Raw genomic sequence first — 17,564 nt, forward strand, 5'->3', positions numbered from 1 at the left:
GAACATGGCCACGCTTTCAGAAACGCAGCGCGAACTCCTCGACAGCCCGAACTACGCCACGGTCGCGACGCTGACCAAGGACGGCAGCCCGCAGACCTCGGTCGTCTGGATCAAGCGCGACGGCGACGACGTGCTGTTCTCCACCGTCGTCGGCCGGGCGAAGGAGCGCCACCTGCAGAACGACCCGCGGGTGAGCATCACCGTCATCAACAAGGACAACCCGTACCAGTACAGCGAGTTCCGCGGTGACGCCGCGCTGACCACCGAGGGCGGCGCCGAGCTCATCAACGAGCTGTCGCACAAGTACCTCGGCAAGGACTACCCGGGCGACGCCGGCACGGACAACGTCCGCGTCATCGTCCGCGTGAAGGTCGCCAAGACCACCGGCAACGCCTAACTCGGCTGCCTCTGCGCGGGCACGTTGAGCACGGCACGGCCGCCGTCGAGGTCCACCCGGCTTCGCGGCGGCGCGCCGTCCCCCTCGTCGTCGCGCAGCAGGCGTTCCTCCTTGCGGAACTCGATCTCCTCGCGCTTGCCCGCCTCGAACGTCGCGCCGAGCTCACCGATCCCGGCCGCGGACATCGGCGTGCCCTTCTTCTTCCCCCGCACGAAGCGCTCAACCACCGCGAGCACGAACAACGCCGCCACCAACGCGGGTAACGACATCGCGAACAGGTACCCCAGGCTCATACCTGGACAACTCCCCGTACGTCGGTGTGGTTCCCGCCACTAACATGCGCCTCGTGCCCAAGTACGACGTTTGTCTCTCCTTCGCCGGCGAAGACCGCCCCTACGTCGACGAGGTGGCCCGCCACCTCACCGAGCTGGGCGTCTCCCGTTTCTACGACACCGACGAGCAGGCCGATCTCTGGGGCAAGAACCTCGTCGAGCACCTGGACCAGATCTACCGCCACGACTCGCGCTTCTGCGTGATGTTCATTTCGGAGGCCTACGCCAGGAAGATGTGGACCAAGCACGAGCGGCAGTCCGCGTTCGACCGCGCCCTGGTCTCCGACACCGAGTACGTGCTGCCCGTCCGGTTCGACGACACCGAGATCCCCGCGCTGCGCGTCGGCACCGGGTACCTGGACATCCGCAACCGCACGCCGCGCGAGCTGGCCGAGATGATCGCGAAGAAGGTCGGCGCCGCGGTGGCCGCGCCGAAGGCGGGCTGGGAGTACCAGCTGTTCGCCGACACCGTGGGGCTGCACATGCGCAACCTCAAGGACAAGCGGATCAGCCACGAGATGGGCAGCGTCAAGCCGAAGCGCATGATCACGGCGGACGTGGACGCGCTGGACACGTTCATGGCGCGCAGCCGCACGTTCGACGGCATCATCAACGGCATCGCGGACCTGCTCTCCCCCGGCCGGCTGCAGATGGCGTTCGGCCCGGCCGGTCGCCCCGGCGACAGCGACAAGATCAAGTACCTGGCCAACAACTTCGTGGAGCAGTACGAGAACCTGCTCGACTGGTCGGCCGACCTGCGCGGCACCACGACGCCGGACCGCTTCACCGCGCTCTACAAGGCCGCCGCCCAGCTGGCCGACGAGCCGCTCAAGCAGATCGAGCGGTTCGCCGAGGAGTTCGCGGCCGCGAGCGACCGCGGTGCCGGTGACCTGCAGCTGACCCTGTCCTACGACGCCTCGCTGGTCGAGGCCGAGCTCAAAAAGGTCCAGACCACCTAGCGGTTCGGCACGTAGAGTCGGGGGCGTGACGATCCGCGCCGCGCTCTTCGACTTCTCCGGCACGCTGTTCCGGCTCGAACACCCCGAGCTGGAGTCCAACGGTGACCTGATGCGTGCACTCACCGCCCCGGTCGGCATCGCCGACGGCATGGACCCCGAACTGGCCGACGGCTGGAACCGGCGCGACCTCGACCCCGACGTGCACCGCTGGGTGCACGTGAAGGTGCTCGAGGACGCGCTGGTGCCCAACGCCGAGTCGTTCTACGACAAGCTGCTGCACCCGGAGTCGTGGGTGCCCTACCCGGACACCAGGGCGACGCTGGAGCACCTCAGGGACGTCCCCGTCGCGGTCGTCAGCAACATCGGCTGGGACATCCGCACCGTGTTCGAGCTGCACGGCCTCACGCACCTCGTGGACGAGTTCGTGCTGTCCTACGAAGAAGGCGTCATCAAGCCGGACCCGAAGATCTTCACCACCGCGTGCGAACGGCTGGGCGTCGATCCCCGCAATGCCGTAATGGTCGGCGACAGCGAGGAGGCGGACGGCGGAGCGGAGTCGATCGGTTGCTCCTTCCGGCTCGTCAACCCGGTTCCGACGAGTGACCGCCCGACTGCTCTTTTGGATGTGGCCCGTACCATTCCCGTGTGAGCCTCCACATCTACGACACGGCGAGCCGGTCCATGCGGGAGTTCCACCCGCAGGTCAACGGAACGGCGTCGATCTACGTGTGTGGGGCGACCGTGCAGGGCGTGCCGCACATCGGGCACGTCCGCAGCGGCCTGAACTTCGACGTCCTGCGCCGCTGGCTCGCCCGCGACGGGGCTGACGTCACGCTGGTCCGCAACGTCACCGACATCGACGACAAGATCCTCGCCAAGGCCGCCGACCACGGCAGGCCCTGGTGGGAGTGGGCGTACACGCACGAGCGCGCCTTCGAGGACGCCTACGACGCGCTGGGCTGCCTGCCGCCGTCGTACGCGCCGCGCGCCACCGGCCACGTCACGCAGATGGTCGAGCTGATGCAGCGGCTGATCGACAAGGGCCACGCCTACGACGTCGACGGTGACGTCTACTTCGACGTGCGCTCGTTCCCCGAGTACGGCGCGCTGTCCGGGCAGCGGCTCGACGGTGTGGAGCAGGGTGAGACGGCGGTGCGCGGCAAGCGCGACCCGCGCGACTTCACGCTGTGGAAGGCCGCGAAGCCCGGTGAGCCGTCCTGGCCGACCCCGTGGGGCGACGGCAGGCCCGGCTGGCACCTGGAGTGCTCGGCGATGGCCACGACGTACCTCGGCAGCACGTTCGACATCCACGGCGGCGGGCTCGACCTGATCTTCCCGCACCACGAGAACGAGCAGGCCCAGTCCCGCGCGGCCGGCGACGGCTTCGCGAACTACTGGATGCACAACTACTGGGTGACGCTGTCGGGCGAGAAGATGGCCAAGTCGCTCGGCAACACCGTTTCCATCCCCGCGATGCTGGAGCTGGTCCGCGCCCAGGAGCTGCGGTACTACCTGGTCTCGCCGCACTACCGGTCGCACATCGAGTACTCCGAAGAGGCGTTGCAGGAGGCGGTGACGTCCTACGGGCGCATCGAGTCGTTCCTGCGCCGTGTCGCGGAACGCGTCGGCCCGATCGAGCTGCGCGGCGACATGTGCCCGGACTTCGTGGTCGCGATGGACAACGACCTGAACACGCCCCAAGCCGTGGCGGCGCTGCACAACAAGGTGCGCCAGGGCAACACGGCACTCGCCGACGGCGACCACGAGACGGCCCGTGCGGCCGCCGAGTGCGTGCGCCGGATGGCTGACATCCTCGGCGTCGACCCGTTGTCGCCGAAGTGGAACGACGCCTCGTCTGCCGATCTCGGCATGCGGCAGGCGTTGACCACTCTGGTGGATCGACTGCTGGTCGAACGCCAGGAGGCCCGCAAGAGCAGGGATTTCGCGCGCTCTGACGCTTTGCGCGACCAGCTGCACGACGCGGGCATCGCCGTCGAGGACACCCCCGACGGTCCGCAGTGGACTTTGAAGGACGACTGACTTCCGTGGCTGGCAATTCCAAGCGCAAGGGCGCGATGCGCAATCCGGGCTCGAAGAAGGGCGCGGTCGTCGGCTCCGGCGGGCAGAAGTCCAAGGGACTGACCGGCAAGGGCCCGACGCCGAAGGCGACCGAGCGCCCGAACCACCCCGCCTACAAGCGGGCCAAGGTGGCGGCGAAGACCGACGCGGCCAAGACGCAGCGCCGGCACACCAAGGAGAAGGCCTCCGCCGAGACCGTGGCGGGCCGCAACCCCGTCGTGGAGTGTCTGCGCGCGGGCACTCCCGCGACGGCGCTGTACGTGGCTCTGGGCATCGACGCGGACGACCGCGTGGCCGAGGCCGTGCGCCTGGCCGCCGACCGGGGCATCACCGTGCTGGAGGTCGCCCGCGGCGAGCTCGACCGGATCACCGGCGGCGCGATGCACCAGGGCCTCGGCCTGCAGGTGCCGCCGTTCGAGTACGCGACCCCGGACGAGCTGCTCGAGCTCGCTCAGCGCGCCACCACGCCGCCGTTGCTGGTGGCGCTGGACGGCGTGACGGACCCGCGCAACCTGGGCGCTGTCGTGCGTTCGGCGGCGGCGTTCGGCGCTCAGGGCGTCGTGGTGCCGCAGCGGCGCAGCGCGTCGATGACGGCGGTGGCCTGGCGCACCAGCGCGGGCACGGCCGCCAAGATCCCGATCGCGATGGCCACGAACCTCACCCGCACGCTGCGCGACTGGGCGGAGGCGGGACTGATGATCGTCGGCCTCGACGCCGACGGTGACGTGGACGTGGACGGTCTGGACCTCGCGACGGGCCCGCTCGTCGTCGTGGTGGGCTCGGAAGGCCGCGGCCTCGGCCGTCTGGTCAAGGAGACGTGCGACCAGACCGTGTCGATCCCGATGGCCAAGGGCGTCGAGTCGCTCAACGCCTCGGTCGCGTCCGGTGTCGTGCTGGCCGAGATCGCGCGGCGCCGCCGCATCGATGCCAAGGGCTGACGCGTTACCCGGCTTGTCTGACGGTTGCCTGACGTTATCGACTAGTTCGCGACGCTAAGCGCCTTCATTCGCCGACGTTAGTGATCGTTTTCCTCGCCTGCGAAACCGGTTTCGTTACGCGGGCGAGGAAACGGGATCTCCACACTTGCCAGAACTTCAAGACCGATCAGGATGACAAACGGCGTGGCCTATTCCGCGCCACTCCCGAGCGCGGGTACCTTCGTCTCGATCGCAATTCGCCTGTTTCGCCAGGCAGGAGCCGGTGCAGGTTGCGCCGGTTGGCGGAGCGCGAGACACCCGTTTGGCACCGGCTGACACACACCGTGACCATTTGGGGTCCAATCAGGCGAGGCCGAGGTCAACTGTGAAGAAGATCAGCTCCACGTTTCGCTATTGTAACTACTTTAGGTAACTGGCCTGCTCCGTTTAGGTACACACTGTGGTAGGACAGACGTTGAACGGTCAGACAGCTTCTACCGTGATTGTCGATAGGAATTGATTACCACCGGCGGGGGCGACGTGACTCGGCGTAGAGCGAATCGGGACGTGCCGATTCACCACGCGCGGGGAGCGGCTGCCCGGGGCACCGCATGACGACCCGCGGAGCGCTCCGCGAGCTCGTGGGTTTGCGTGAGTTCCGCGCCATGTGGATCGGCTCGACCGCTTCGACCGCCGGCGACCAGCTCGCGGCGGTCGCATTGTCACTGCTCGTATTCGAGCGAACACAATCCGCTGCCTGGACCGCCCTCACGTGGTCGCTGACGCTGTTCCCGCCGCTGATTTCGGGCCCGTTGCTCGGCTGGGTCGCCGACCGGTTCCCACGACGCACGGTAATGGTGACGACGGCCTGGATGCAGGCCGTGCTCATGGGCGCGATGGCCATTCCCGGCATGCCCCTGTGGGCCATGATCGTGCTGCTCGTGGTGGTTCTGGCGATCTCCTCGCCGTACCTCGCGGCCCAGGAGGCGAGCCTTCCTCACGTACTTCCGCCGAAACGCTATGACGACGGTGTGGCGCTGTTCGGCACGTCCGTCGACATCGCTCAGATGGCGGGCCTCGCCGCCGCCGGCTTTCTGGTCGCCCACAGCGGCCCAGGCCTCGCGCTCGGGATCAACGCGGCCACGTTCGCCGCCCTGGCGATCCTCGTGCAGACGTCCGTGAAGCACCGGCCGGCCGCCGATCCGCTGGGCCGCAAGAAGAAGGACGACGAGGAACCGCGCGGCGTGCTCACGCTGATGGTGTCCGAGCCGCGATTGAGGACCCTGCTGGGCGTTCGTCTGCTCGCGGGCCTCGCGATGGTCCCGGAAGGACTCGCGGTGCCGCTGGCGGCGAGCCTGAACGCGGTGTGGGCGGTCGGCCTGATCCTCGCCATCGAACCCGCCGCTAACGTGCTGGGTGTGGCGCTGCTCTTCCGTCTGGTGAGAGATCCGGCGAAGCGAGAACGGCTGATCGGCCCGCTGGCGATCCTGTCGCTGGCACCGTTGATCATGTTCGCTTTCAACCCGAACCTGACCTGGACGATCGTTTTGCTCGTGATTGCCGGTATAGGCGGGGCTTATCACACACCCGCTCGTTCGGCTTGGATGCGCCTGCTACCCGACCAGTACCGTGGAAGGGCTTATGGCATTGGGCGCGCGGCGTTGCGTTCGAGCCAGGGCGGTGGAATGGCGCTGGCCGGTGTCGTCGCTCATTCGATCGGATCGGTGACGGCCACGATCGCCGGCGCGGGCGGCATCGGACTGCTGCTCGCGACGCAGGCAACCTTCGCCTGGCGGCGTGCTCGAGGTCGCGACGACACGAAGGCGGTGGCAATCTGAAACAGAACGGTCACCAATAGCGATATCCGTCGTAGAGGCACCATGATGATCTGGGTGCGAGATTGAAGCCGGGTAGAGGAAGGGTGGCGTTCAGAAGTCTCGGTTGCACATGGAAGGACACCTCCTCGTTGCGACAAGCGGCAGCGTGGTGGTCTACGACCTGGTCAGCGGCGGCTTAGCTCATGACTTGCCATGAGCGTAGGGGGTCGTGGTGAAGAACAGTTTGACTGATCGCAGGCGATCGCGGGCACTCGGCTTGACTCCGATTCGCAACTGGGACCTTTGGACCGTTGCGCCTAGTGCGATCGCATACTTTTTCGTGCTCGAAGCAGCCGTAGCCGTTGCCGCCATCTGGCTGCTGACGAGACTCACCGACGTCGCGACCACCGACTGGCTCCGCTTCGCCGCGCTCATCGCCGCGATCACCATCCACCTGACCGTCGTCCGCAGAGCGGAAGAAGCCCGCCGCAACGAGGCCTCAGGCCCCCACATCGACCTGACCTCGGTCTGGACCTTCGCCGCGGCCGTCGCGCTGCCAGGCGGCCTGGCCGTGATCGCCACGATCTGGATGCGCATCCTGATCCAGCCCATCGCCCGCCGCCAGCCCTACCGCTTCGTCTTCGGCACCGCCTCCATGCTCGCCTCGACCCTGCTGTCCTGGGCACTGGTGCACCTGTCGGGCGTCTCGCTGGCCGCCACCGGGAACATCCCGACGGACCTGAGCCTGGTCCTGATCCTCGCGATAGCCGCCGTCGTCTACTGGTTCGTGCAGGTGATGACCGTCGCGGCCGCGTTCAAGATCGTGACCCCGAACTCGAAGGTCCTCGACTTCCTCGGCTCCAAAGTCGACAACATGCTCGAGATGAGCACCCTCGGCGCCGGCGCAATGCTGGGCATGCTCATGACAAGCCACTGGGTGGGCCCCCTGCTCCTGGCAGTTCCAGTCATCCTGGTCAACGCACTGTTGTCACGCGCGGGCGAACGCCGAACCCACCTGGAACGCCTGCTGCGCGAACAGGAACAACTCCACCAACGCCTCGCGGCAGACGCCCACACCGACTACCGGACGGGCCTGCTCAACACCAACGGCCTCACCGAGTACGCGGGCCGCCTGGCCGAACGCTGCCGCCTCGACGGCGAACCGATGACCGTCCTGGTCATCGACCTCGACCACTTCAAGCGCATCAACGACACCTGGGGCCACCCGGCGGGCAACGCCGTCCTGGCCGAGGTGGGCAGAATCCTGCGCGAAAAGCTCCGCCCGGGCGACGTGGCGGGCCGAGACGGCGGCGAGGAGTTCGTAGTAGCGCTGAAGGACACCCCGGTGGCCCAGGGCGTGACGATCGCCGAACGCATCCGCGAGGCCATCGGCTCCCTGGCCGTCCCGACGACGGACAAGCACCGCAACGTCGTCACCCTGTACGGCCGCGAGATCCAGCCCCCAGAACCGGAAGGCGCGTCACTGCAGGCGATCTCGGCGTCCATCGGCGTGGCCGTGATCCCCGACAACGGCCCGGACATGGCCACCGCACAACACTCAGCGGACGCGGCGCTCTACAAGGCCAAGGAGAACGGCCGAAACCAGGTCCGAGTGGCAGGCCTGGACATCCCGCCGCGCCTGATGCCCGCACCGCGCCAGGACGACGTGACCAAGCCGATCACGTCCCGCACGGCCTAGCGCGCACGCTCACGCAGGGGTCCCCTTGAGACGAGGCTCCCCCGCGACCCAACGTACTCAGCGGGTCTGACACTCCGGCGATGCGAGGGCGAGCAGTCAGAGCTCAAGCTCACGCAAGCGCTCGCCCACCGCGATGCCGAAGGCGAGCCGTCCTTACCGTGCGGTCTGGGTGGGGTGGCTTCGTCACGAGTCGTGCCACAGCTCTTGCCGCTCTTGGCTCGGCTCGTGAGGAAGCCACCCCACCAACGCGCCCCTCAAAGCAACGCAACTCCGCCCAACGCAACAGGCGTGCCATCTACCTACGCGTGGCGTAGACCCCGGCTTTTGATCAGATTGGCGGGGTCTGGGGCGGAGCCCCAGGAAGCAGCCGCAGATCAGGACTCAAACAGCCCGACGCTGAACAGCCCCAACCCCACGACAAACCAGGTAGATCACAAAACTGACCGCCGTAACCAGCGCAGAAACCGGCAACCCAGGCTGCAACGACAACAAAATCCCACCAACAGCAGCAACCTCAGCGAACACCACGGACAAAACCGTGGCCCGCAACGGCGAAGCCGTGACCCGCATGGCAGCAGCGGCAGGCGTGATCATCAACGCCAGCACCAGCAACGCCCCGACGACCTGCACCGACAACGCCGTGGCAACACCCACCAGCACAGCGAACACCACAGACAACGCCCGCACCGGAACCCCGCGCGACACAGCCACATCCGGGTCCACCGAGGCGAAGAACAACGGCCGATAGATCAAAGCCAACACGGCCAGCACCGCGACGGACGACACCACCAACAGGTTCAGATCAGTGGAGTCCACTCCCACGATCTGCCCGGTCAACAGCCCGAACTTGTTGGACGCACGCCCCTTGTACAGGGCGAGCATCAAGATCCCCATGCCGAGCCCGAACGCCAGGATCGCCCCGATGACCGAGTCCCGGTCACTCTCCCGCCGCGACAACACCCCCAGCAACACCGCGGCAAGGATCGACCCGGCCAGCGCGCCGTACCCAACGCTGACACCGAGCAGCAACGCCGCCGCGCCACCGGTAAAAGCAAGCTCACTGGTCCCGTGCACCGCAAAGGCCATCTTGCGCGTGACCACCAACGGCCCAAGAACACCGGCCACGAGCCCCAGCACCGCGGCAGCGATCAACGCCGTCTGCACGAAATCCAGTTCAAGCAGGTCGAAGAACGTCACGAAACGGCCTCCGCCGACAGGTGGTGCGTCTGCTCCTCACAAGCACCGGCGCCGACCACGAGGATCTGGTCGCGCACCCGCACGACCTCGACCGGCGTCCGGTACAGCTCGGACAGCGTCCGGGAGTTCATGACCTCTTCAGGCGTCCCGATCCGGAACCGCCCGCCGACCAGGTACAGCACCCGATCCACCAACGGCAGCACCGGATTCAGCTCGTGCGTGACGAACAAGACCGCCGTGTCGGCCTCGCGGCGCCGCTTGTCGATCAGCTCGGACACCACCCGCTGGTTCGCGAGGTCCAGCGACAGCAACGGTTCGTCGCAGAGCATCACCGTCGGGTTTCCGACGAGTGCCTGGGCGACGCGCAGCCGTTGCTGCTCCCCACCGGACAACAGCCCGACCGGCGAGTCCGCGTAGGCGGACCCGCCCACCGACTCGATGGCCGCGTCGACGCGCACACGGCGTTCACGACGGCCCCGCAGCCCAAGACCCCACCGGTGGCCGTCGAGGCCCAGCGAAACGAGATCGCGGCCCCGCAACGTCATGGACTGGTCGAGCGCTCGCTGCTGCGGGATGTACCCGATGGCGTGGTTGCCGCCGGCGATCGAGACCGTGCCGGAGGACAGCGGCTGCAGTCCGAGCAGCACGCGCATCAGGCTGGTCTTGCCGGAGCCGTTCGGCCCCAGGACCGCGAGGAACTCACCGGGTTCGACGTCGAGGTCGAGCCCGTCCCACAGAACTCTGTCCCCGTAGGACAGCCGCGCCCCGCGCAGCGAGATAGCGCTCATGCCTTGAGCGCCTGCGTGAGCGCGTCAACCTGCTTGCTCATCCAGTCAAGGTAGCCGGTCACGCCCTCGGGCAACGTCTCGGTGACCGCGACGACGGGAACGCTCGCCGCCTTCGCCTTCTCGACGAGGCCCTTCGTGACCTGGTTCTCGGTCTGGGTGTTGTTGATCAGGGCGTTGACCTGCTTGGACTCGACCAGCTGGTTCATCGACGCGAGGGCGGCGGCCGGCACGTCCGACTCCTCCTCGATCGCCTTGCTGAACGCCTCGGGCGTCACGTCCTCGGCGCCGGTCTCGTCGATCAGGTAGTGCGCGATGGGCTCGGTGGCGACGACCTTGCGGCCCTTGCCGATGCCGGCGACCTTCTTCTCCAGCTCCTCGAGCTTGGCCGTGAAGTCCGCGGTGTTCTTCTCGAACGTCGTCTTCTTCTCCGGCGCGAGGGCACCCAGCTCGTTGGCCGCGGCCTCGGCCACCGCCTGGACGGTGTGCAGGTCGTACCAGACGTGCTCGTTGACGCTGTGGTCGTGACCGTCGGCGTCGGGCGTGCCGGTCTGCGGCTCAGCGTGGTTGTCGCGCAGCGGGAACGCCTCGACCTTCCTGGTGGCGTCGCTGGTGATCAGCTTGGCGAAGAAGTCGTCGTAGCCGCCGCCGTTGAACACGACCAGCTTGGCGTCCTTGACCAGCGCCGCGTCCGCCGGCTTGCTCTCGTACGAGTGCGGGTCGGCGCTCGGGTCGTCCAGCAGGGCCTTGACCTCGACCTCGTCGCCGCCGACCGCCTTGATGACGCTGCCCCACACGTTGGTGGAGGCGACGACCTGGATCTTGCCGCTGTCGGAAGACGGCGTGGTCGTGCCGCAGGCGGCCAGGCTCACGACGGCGAGAGCGCCGACCAGAGCGTTGCGGAGAGTCATCACGCCGTCCCTCGATCAGGTAATGGAAACCGTTGTCGAGTTCATCTTACGACACGAAAAAACCCCCGGCGTGACTGCCGGGGGCTTTTCGGAGTGTGACTCACGCCTCCAGGCGCTCGCCCGACTCGGGGTGGAACAGGTGGATCTCGGTGGTGTCGCGGACGGCCACCTTGACGTGCTGGCCCAGGGTCGGCGGCGTGCGGCCGTCGACGCGGACGACGAAGCGCTGCGAGGCCTCGCCGATCTTCACCGCACCGTGCACGAGCGCGTCGGCGCCGAGCTCCTCGACCAGCTCGACCGTCATGTCCATGCCCTCTTCGCTCGACGGCACGATGCCGAGCGCCTCGGGCCGGATGCCGAAGGTGACCTCGTCCAGACCACCGGCGGCGTCGAGCGCGGAACGGGTCAGCGGCACGATGATGCCGTCGAGCTTCGCGCCCTCGGCCGAGATCGGCACGGTCTTGAGGTTCATGGCAGGCGAGCCGATGAAGCCCGCGACGAACGCGTTGGCCGGGCGGTCGTACAGCGCGCGAGGCGTGTCGCACTGCTGCAGCAGGCCGTCCTTGAGCACCGCGACGCGGTGACCCATCGTCATGGCCTCGACCTGGTCGTGCGTGACGTAGATCGTGGTGGTGCCGAGACGCTGCTGGAGGGCGGCGATGTTCGCACGCGTCTCGACGCGCAGCTTGGCGTCCAGGTTGGACAGCGGCTCGTCCATGAGGAACACGGAGGGCTCACGCACGATGGCGCGGCCCATGGCGACGCGCTGACGCTGACCACCGGACAGCGCCTTCGGCTTGCGCTCCAGGTACTTCTGGAGGTCGAGCATCTTGGCGGCCTCTTCGACCTTCGCCTTGATCTCGGTCTTCGGCACGCCGCGCAGCTTGAGCGCGAAGCCCATGTTCTCCGCGACGGTCATGTGCGGGTACAGCGCGTACGACTGGAACACCATCGCGATGTCCCGGCCCTTCGGCGGCACGTTCGTGACGTCCTTGCCACCGATGTTGATGGCGCCCTCGTCGATGTCCTCCAGGCCGGCGAGCATGCGCAGCGCCGTCGACTTGCCGGAACCGGACGGGCCGACCAGCACCAGGAACTCGCCGTCGCTCACCTCGAGGGAGAGCTCGTCGACGGCCCGCACCGGCGGGTTGCCGGAGAAGATCCGCGAAGCCTTGACGTAGGACACCTCTGCCATGTGACGCACCTTTCACCGCTTGTCTGGGCGCGACGTTATGCATTGCAAGCGCTTACGGGAACAGACGTAAGCGCTTACGTTGCACCGGTTCGCAACGCAAGCGCTTACGTTCAGAGGCATGAACGAACAGCCGTTGTCAGGCGGTTTCGTCAACCACGTCGTCCGGATCGGAGGGACGGTGCGGCGAGGGACGGCGGACCGCTCCGAGTTCGTCCACCAGTTGTTGCGCCACTTCGAACAGCACGCGTGGCCGGGCGCTCCGAGATTCCTCGGCATGGACGACCAGGGCCGGGAGGTGCTGACGTTCCTGGACGGCCACGTCCCCTCCCGGTCCCAGGACGGACTGGCGGAGGTCGCGAGGCTCGTCCGGCGGTTCCACGACCTCACGGCCGGAACGCCGCTGGCCGGCGACCAGGAGGTCGTGTGCCACAACGACCTGTCGCCCATGAACACGGTGTACCGCGGCGGGCGGCCGTTCGCCTTCATCGACTGGGACCTGGCCGCACCCGGCGCTCGCGTGCACGACGTGGCGCACATGTGCTGGCAGTACTTGGACCTGGGTCCGGCGGTGGACGATCTCGCGACGACGTGCCGCCGGCTGCGGCTGCTGTGCGACGCCTACGGTTTGACGGACCAGAGCCAGGTCGTGAAGACGATCCTCTGGTGGCAGGACCGGACCGCGACGGGGATCGAGAGCGACCCGGCGTTGGTGCGGCTGCGCGACTCAGGCGCTGCCCGGTCCGTGCGTCGTGCGCACGCCTGGGTCACCGGGCACCGGGCAGAGCTGGAGGCGGCGCTGACACCGCCCCCAGCCGCGTGATCAGCCCTTGACGGCGCCGGACGCGAGGCCCTGCACCAGGAACTTCTGCACCAGGTAGAACACGACGATCGCGGGAATCGCCACCAGGATGGACGCGGCGGCGAGGTGCCCCCACTCCGTCCTGTTCTGCTGCACGAACACCTGCAGCCCGACCGCCAGCGTCTTCGACTCGTCCGCGGCGGACAGGAAGGCGGACGCGAACGCCACCTCACCCCAGGCCGTCAGGAACGCGTAGAACGACGTGACGGCGAGGCCCGGCTTGGCCAGCGGCATGATCAGCCGCCAGAACACGCCGAACGGCGACAGCCCGTCCACGCGCCCGGCCTCGTCGATGTCCGCCGGCACCGTGTCGAAGTAGCCCTTCAACATGTAGGTGCAGAACGGGACCGCGGTCGTGCAGTAGACCAGCACGAGGCCGAACGACGTTCCGTTGAGCCCCAACGCGATCAGGATGTTGTACAGCGGCACGATCAGCACCGCGAACGGGAACATCTGCACGAGCAGGAACGACATCATCAGGCCGCGCTTGCCCGGGAACCGGAACCGCGACGCCGCGTACCCGGCGGTGGCCGAGATGAAGACGCCGATCACCGTCGTCATCAGCGCGATCAGCACGGAGTTGCCGAACCAGGCGAGGAAGTCGCCCTTCTCCCCCGCCAGCACGCGGGTGTAGTTGTCCAAAGAGGACTCGTTGAACAGCTTCGGGGTCGGCTCGACCGCACGGGCGTCCGGCTTCAGCGAGGTGACGAACACCCAGAAGACCGGGAACACCGCGATGACCGACGCGACGACCAGTGTGGCGTGCAACGCGATCGAGGCGCCCTTGGACCTGTCGGAACGACGGCGGACCGGACCGGCGGCCTGCACCATCTTCAGAGACGAAGCATCGAGCGTCATCACCACACCTCGCCCTGCTTGCGCAGTGCACGCCGGTAGATCGTGGCGAACACCAACAGCACCGAAAGGATCAGCACGCCGTAGGTCGACGCGATGGCGTAGTCACGGGACGCGCCGGAGAAGAAGCGCTCGAACGCGTAGGTGACCAGGATCCGGGCGTTCGGGTTCGGACCGGCGATCAGGTAGATCACCGGGAACATGTTGAACGTCCAGATGACGCCCAGCAGGACCACCGTCGACGACACGGAACGCAGGCCCGGCAACGTGACGTGCCGGAACCGCTGCCACGACGTGGCGCCGTCGATCTCGGCCGCCTCGTAGAGGTCGCCCGGAATCGACTGCAGGCCACCGAGAAGCGCCACCATCATGAACGGCACGCCGAGCCAGACGTTCACGATGATCACCGACACCAGCGCCCAGTTCGACTGGCCGAGCCACACCGGGTCCGGCAGGCCGACCGAGCGCAGGAGCTGGTTGATGATCCCGTACTGCGCGTTGAACATGTACTTCCACGCGAACGCGCTGATGAATCCGGGCACGGCCCACGGCAGGATCAGCAGCACGCGGTAGAAGGTGCGGCCCTTCACCTGACGGTTCAGCAGCATCGCCAGGCCGAGGCCGAGGGTGTAGTGGAAGAACACGCACGAGAACGTCCAGATCAGCGTGCGGACCAGCGTGCCCCAGAACGCGCCGTACGACTCTCCGCCCGACAGGACGTTGAGGTAGTTCTTGAACCCCACCGCGTCGTAGGTCGCGGGCCGATCGAGGATCGGGTTGGCGATGTTGCCTTCGTTGATGTTCGTGAAGGTGAAGAACACGCCCTGTGCGAGCGGGTAGAGCACCAACACCGCGATGACCACCACGACCGGCAGCACCATCGCATACGCGTACCAGTACCTGTCCAGGAACCGACGCACCGAGACTCCCCTCAGGCGAACGGCCGGGGCGGAAACCCCGGCCGTTCAACACAATCAGCCGATCGAGTACTCGGTGACGACCTTCTCCTTGTACGCCTTCGCGACGTCGTCAAGGGCGGTCTTGGCGTCCTTCTTGCCGGCCAGGAAGTCCGCGTAGCCGACCTTCAGCGGGTCGAACAGCTCTCCGCCCTCGGGGATCCACGGACGCTCGTGCGCGACCTTCGTGACCGGCTCGAACGCGGCGACGACGGCGTTGGCCTTGACGTCGGCGTTCTGGTAGGCCGACTTGCGGGTCGGCAGCAGGCCCAGTTCCTTGGCGATCGTCGCCTGTGACTCGACCGACGCCATGCAGGTGATGAACTTGATCGACGACTGCTTCGCCTTGGTGCCCTGGCGGATCACGTAGTCGTGGCCACCCACCGGAGCGCTGCCCTTGCCCGCGGACGGGCCGGGGACGGCGGCGATGCCGAGGTTCGCCGGGTCGGTGAACGCGGCGCCCTTGAGGTAGTCGGCGACGGCCCACGGACCGTTGATGACCATGGCGGCGTCACCGGACGAGAACGCGGCCTGCATGTTCGAGTAGGAGTTCGTCGCGTCGAGCGCCGTGGTGGCGGCCTTGGCGTCGAGCAGGCCCTTCGCGGTCTCCAGCGCCTTCACGTTCTGCGCGGAGTTCACGACGATCTTCTTGGCGGACGCGTCGACCAGGTCGCCGCCCTCGCCGTAGATGAACGGCAGCGCGTAGTACGCGTCGTTGTTGAGGAAGAACGACTTCTCGCCGCCCAGCTTGGCGGCGGCAGCCTTGAGCTCGTCCCACGTCTTCGGTGCCTCGACACCGGCGTCGGCGAGCTTCTTCTTGTTGTAGAGCAACGCGAGCGAGTCGGTCACCTGCGGCACGGCGTAGGTCTTGCCCTCGTACTTCGTGGAACCCAGCGGGGCGTCCAGGAAGTCGGAGGTGTCCTTCGCGAGGTCCGTGTCGGACAGATCCGCGACGTAGCTCAGCTTTGCGAGCTGCGGCACCCACGCGACCTCGGAGCGGAAGACGTCGGGGCCCTGACCACCCTGAGCGGCGGTCTTGTAGTTGTTGAGCGCACCGTCGAACGCCTGCGTCTCAACCTTGACCTTGTAGCCGTCCTTCGTGGCGCAGCCTTCGGCGATCTTCTTGAAGACCGGGCTCTCGTTGGGACCACTGGTGTCCCAGAAGGTCACTTCGCCCGAGTCGGTTCCGCTGTTGCTGCTCGATCCACCGCTTCCGCAGGCGGTGAGCACGAGGGCGACACCCGTCGCCATGGCGGTCACGAGGGTTGTCCGTCGCATCGTTGCTGCCGTTCCCTCCAGCTGGGGCCTCGTCTCCGAGTGAGACAAGGGTCTTGCAAGGTTTTGCGAGAATGTTGCGGGCGATTTCACTACCAGAACCATGGTCAGGTCAAGACGTCGACCGTAACCAAGCCGTAACGGCCCTGTCTTGCAAACGCTCGTTGCAAATTTTTTCCTAACACGGCAGGCTTGCGTCAAACCTGATCTGAGCTGGGAGGCAACGTGTCCGGACTGTCCGAGATCGCCAGGGCAGCCGGGGTGTCCATCTCCACTGTCAGTCGAGTCCTCAACAGGCGCGCGGGTGTGAACGAGGAGACCCGGCAGCGCGTGCTGTCGGTGCTCGCGGAGATGCCGTACACCCCGCGCGGACTGGGCGCCTTGCAACGCACCGGCGTGATCGGCCTGCTGGTGCCGGAGCTCTCGAACCCGGTCTTCCCGGCGTTCGCCGAGGCCCTGGAGACGCGGGCCGCGCGCCTGGGCTACTCGTCGCTGCTGTGCAACACCCGCAGCGGCGCCCCGATGGGCGAGGAGGAGTACGTCCGGATGCTCCTGGCCCGCGGGGTCGAGGGCATGGTGTTCGTGTCACCGGAGATCACCAACGTCGAGGTGCCGCTCGGTCAGGCGCCCCGCCCGAGCTACTACGCGAAGCTCCTGGCGGACGGCGTCCACATGGTCTTCCTGAACGGTGCCACGCCCGCGCTGGACGTGCCCGACGTGACCGTGGACGAGCAGCTCGCGGGTTACATGGCCACCAAGCACCTGATCGAACTGGGCCACGAGCGGATCGGGTTCGTCTCGGGGCCGGCGCGCTCGCTGCCGTCGCGGCTGAAGCGAGCCGGCTGGGCCGCCGCGCTGGAGGAGAACCACCTGCCGGCGGGTTCGGAGTACGTCGCGCACGCGCCGTTCAGCGCGGAGGGCGGCGGTCAGGCCGTGGCACAGCTGCTGGACACGGTGACGCCCACGGCGGTGATCTGCTCGTCCGACCACATGGCGCTCGGCGTCATGCGCGAGGCACACCAACGGGGAATCTCGGTACCCGGAGAGCTGTCGGTGGTCGGGTTCGACGACATCCCGTTGGCTGCCTATTCTTCGCCCGCTTTGACCACGCTCGCCCAGCCGATCGAGGAGATGGCGGCGGCCGCGATCGACGAGCTCGTCCTGCGCCTGGATCCGGATCGCCGCAGGCAGGGGACCGACAACTACACCCGCGTGTTCCGGCCGCGGCTCGTCGCGAGGGAATCGTCTGCGCCTCCGAAGTGAGATGACCGATTGACCTAATTGGTCTGGACCAACTTCTGAACAAGGCAGATGGGTCAACCAGCGCGGAT

At 67.2% G+C, this 17,564-nt stretch carries 17 protein-coding genes; 9 read left to right on the forward strand and 8 right to left on the reverse strand.

All coding sequences use genetic code 11. The annotated features are described in order from the left end of the window. Positions 1–4 precede the first annotated feature (4 nt). Positions 5–397 carry a PPOX class F420-dependent oxidoreductase gene (locus ACIQF0_RS16700; RefSeq protein ID WP_401030328.1) on the forward strand — a complete coding sequence of 131 codons (393 nt, stop codon included), beginning with the start codon at positions 5–7 and terminating at the stop codon, positions 395–397. Here the strand turns inward: ACIQF0_RS16700 and ACIQF0_RS16705 are convergent. Beyond that, entirely contained in the window at positions 394–690 is a 297-nt protein-coding gene (locus ACIQF0_RS16705) for a DUF6191 domain-containing protein (RefSeq protein WP_093594082.1), read from the reverse strand. The two genes, ACIQF0_RS16700 and ACIQF0_RS16705, sit on opposite strands and share 4 nt — an antisense overlap. 53 nt (positions 691–743) lie before the next feature. On the opposite strand from ACIQF0_RS16705, the gene ACIQF0_RS16710 reads away from it, so the two are divergent. The 6 genes from ACIQF0_RS16710 (at position 744) to ACIQF0_RS16735 (ending at position 8,200) form a co-directional block, all read left to right on the forward strand. Further along, complete coding sequence (locus ACIQF0_RS16710) at positions 744–1,688, forward strand: toll/interleukin-1 receptor domain-containing protein (RefSeq protein ID WP_401030331.1); 945 nt, start codon at positions 744–746, stop codon at positions 1,686–1,688. A 25-nt stretch (positions 1,689–1,713) separates the two neighbouring features. Further along, on the forward strand, positions 1,714–2,337 hold the full coding sequence (locus ACIQF0_RS16715) for an HAD family hydrolase (RefSeq protein ID WP_401030332.1): 624 nt from the start codon (positions 1,714–1,716) through the stop codon (positions 2,335–2,337). Then, positions 2,334–3,728, forward strand: a complete 1,395-nt coding sequence (cysS, locus tag ACIQF0_RS16720) for a cysteine--tRNA ligase (RefSeq protein WP_401030334.1) — start codon at positions 2,334–2,336, stop codon at positions 3,726–3,728. The genes ACIQF0_RS16715 and cysS overlap by 4 nt, the downstream gene beginning before the upstream one ends. Positions 3,729–3,733: 5 nt before the next feature. After that, the gene (rlmB, locus tag ACIQF0_RS16725) at positions 3,734–4,705 is read left to right on the forward strand and encodes a 23S rRNA (guanosine(2251)-2'-O)-methyltransferase RlmB (protein ID WP_360049220.1); all 972 of its coding nucleotides are present in this window, start codon (positions 3,734–3,736) and stop codon (positions 4,703–4,705) included. A gap of 590 nt (positions 4,706–5,295) precedes the next feature. Continuing rightward, positions 5,296–6,522: an MFS transporter gene (locus tag ACIQF0_RS16730; protein ID WP_401030336.1), complete on the forward strand. Its 1,227-nt coding sequence runs from the start codon at positions 5,296–5,298 to the stop codon at positions 6,520–6,522. Between the two features lie 319 nt (positions 6,523–6,841). Next, on the forward strand, positions 6,842–8,200 hold the full coding sequence (locus ACIQF0_RS16735; protein WP_360049217.1) for a GGDEF domain-containing protein: 1,359 nt from the start codon (positions 6,842–6,844) through the stop codon (positions 8,198–8,200). 381 nt (positions 8,201–8,581) lie between these two features. Here the strand turns inward: ACIQF0_RS16735 and ACIQF0_RS16740 are convergent, their stop codons facing one another. The 4 genes from ACIQF0_RS16740 to ACIQF0_RS16755 form a co-directional block, all read right to left on the reverse strand. Next, positions 8,582–9,397 (reverse strand): metal ABC transporter permease, encoded by an 816-nt coding sequence (locus ACIQF0_RS16740; RefSeq protein WP_401030339.1) that lies wholly within the window; start codon positions 9,395–9,397, stop codon positions 8,582–8,584. After that, complete coding sequence (locus tag ACIQF0_RS16745; RefSeq protein ID WP_401030341.1) at positions 9,394–10,185, reverse strand: metal ABC transporter ATP-binding protein; 792 nt, start codon at positions 10,183–10,185, stop codon at positions 9,394–9,396. Before ACIQF0_RS16745 ends, ACIQF0_RS16740 begins: the two co-directional genes overlap by 4 nt. Then, complete coding sequence (locus ACIQF0_RS16750) at positions 10,182–11,093, reverse strand: metal ABC transporter solute-binding protein, Zn/Mn family (protein ID WP_401030342.1); 912 nt, start codon at positions 11,091–11,093, stop codon at positions 10,182–10,184. Before ACIQF0_RS16750 ends, ACIQF0_RS16745 begins: the two co-directional genes overlap by 4 nt. 100 nt (positions 11,094–11,193) lie before the next feature. Further along, positions 11,194–12,288 (reverse strand): sn-glycerol-3-phosphate ABC transporter ATP-binding protein UgpC, encoded by a 1,095-nt coding sequence (locus tag ACIQF0_RS16755; RefSeq protein WP_360049118.1) that lies wholly within the window; start codon positions 12,286–12,288, stop codon positions 11,194–11,196. Positions 12,289–12,406: 118 nt separating this feature from the next. On the opposite strand from ACIQF0_RS16755, the gene ACIQF0_RS16760 reads away from it, so the two are divergent. Next, complete coding sequence (locus tag ACIQF0_RS16760; RefSeq protein WP_401030344.1) at positions 12,407–13,108, forward strand: phosphotransferase; 702 nt, start codon at positions 12,407–12,409, stop codon at positions 13,106–13,108. Here ACIQF0_RS16760 and ACIQF0_RS16765 read toward each other — a convergent pair whose 3' ends face one another. The 3 genes from ACIQF0_RS16765 to ACIQF0_RS16775 are packed head-to-tail and all read right to left on the reverse strand — an operon-like array spanning position 13,109 to position 16,236. After that, positions 13,109–14,005, reverse strand: a complete 897-nt coding sequence (locus tag ACIQF0_RS16765; protein ID WP_401030346.1) for a sugar ABC transporter permease — start codon at positions 14,003–14,005, stop codon at positions 13,109–13,111. It abuts the gene before it with no gap. After that, complete coding sequence (locus ACIQF0_RS16770; RefSeq protein WP_396426245.1) at positions 14,005–14,922, reverse strand: carbohydrate ABC transporter permease; 918 nt, start codon at positions 14,920–14,922, stop codon at positions 14,005–14,007. Before ACIQF0_RS16770 ends, ACIQF0_RS16765 begins: the two co-directional genes overlap by 1 nt. Positions 14,923–14,976: 54 nt before the next feature. After that, positions 14,977–16,236 carry an extracellular solute-binding protein gene (locus ACIQF0_RS16775; RefSeq protein WP_401030348.1) on the reverse strand — a complete coding sequence of 420 codons (1,260 nt, stop codon included), beginning with the start codon at positions 16,234–16,236 and terminating at the stop codon, positions 14,977–14,979. 222 nt (positions 16,237–16,458) lie between these two features. Between ACIQF0_RS16775 and ACIQF0_RS16780 the strand changes: the two genes are divergently transcribed. Further along, positions 16,459–17,496: a LacI family DNA-binding transcriptional regulator gene (locus ACIQF0_RS16780; RefSeq protein WP_093594115.1), complete on the forward strand. Its 1,038-nt coding sequence runs from the start codon at positions 16,459–16,461 to the stop codon at positions 17,494–17,496. Positions 17,497–17,564: the final 68 nt, after the last annotated feature.

The organism is Lentzea sp. NPDC092896, assembly GCF_044754905.1.
Classification (GTDB): domain Bacteria; phylum Actinomycetota; class Actinomycetes; order Mycobacteriales; family Pseudonocardiaceae; genus Lentzea.